This window comes from Vibrio sp. 704 (assembly GCF_033339295.1).
Window position 1 is genome coordinate 1 of the sequence record NZ_JAWOUH010000729.1, and the last position, 588, is coordinate 588.

1 protein-coding gene is annotated in these 588 nt (G+C 41.0%); it reads right to left on the bottom strand.

Annotation, left to right across the window (positions count from 1 at the left end; all coding sequences use genetic code 11):
* On the bottom strand, positions 1-521 hold a 521-nt coding region (locus R7R24_RS28780), incomplete at its 3' end, for a PAS domain-containing protein (RefSeq protein WP_318120467.1).
* Positions 522-588 lie beyond the last annotated feature (67 nt).

Here is a 588-nt window from a genome sequence, read left to right on the forward strand (position 1 = left end):
AACTCGTATCCCAAGGTTTTTAAGAAGTTTTGGTTGGCGGTCAGAATGTATCCTTCTCGGTCGAACTCAATCGTGGCTAGAGACAGATCTAACGCGTTCAAAATGGCTTCTTTTTGCTCTGATTCTAGCCGCTGTTGTGTCACGTCTGACGCGATCTTGACTACTTTTTCAATTTGTCCGTGTTCAGATTCAATGGGAAAGTAACTGGCTTCAAGTACCAGTCTTTCACGTTGTGAGGTTAGACGCTCAAACGTACCGCGCTTATGCTTACCCATTTTTAAATCATCCCAAAATTGTTGGTATCGAGGGGATTGAACATAGCCTCGGTCACAGAAAATCGAATGATGTTTTCCAACAATCGCTTCCCGTGTGTATCCGACACAAGAAAGAAATAAATCATTTGCATTGAGAATGATGCCTCTCGTATCAAACTCAATCATTGCCATACTATCGGATAAGCCTTTGATGAAGCGACGGTATTCACTTTCTGCTTCTTGGTTTCGAGTTCGCAAGCCAAACATTTTGAATTCCTTTTCTAAATGAGCTTTTCAAGAATTTAGTTTTCGCCATTTGTTCGATGTAAGTATT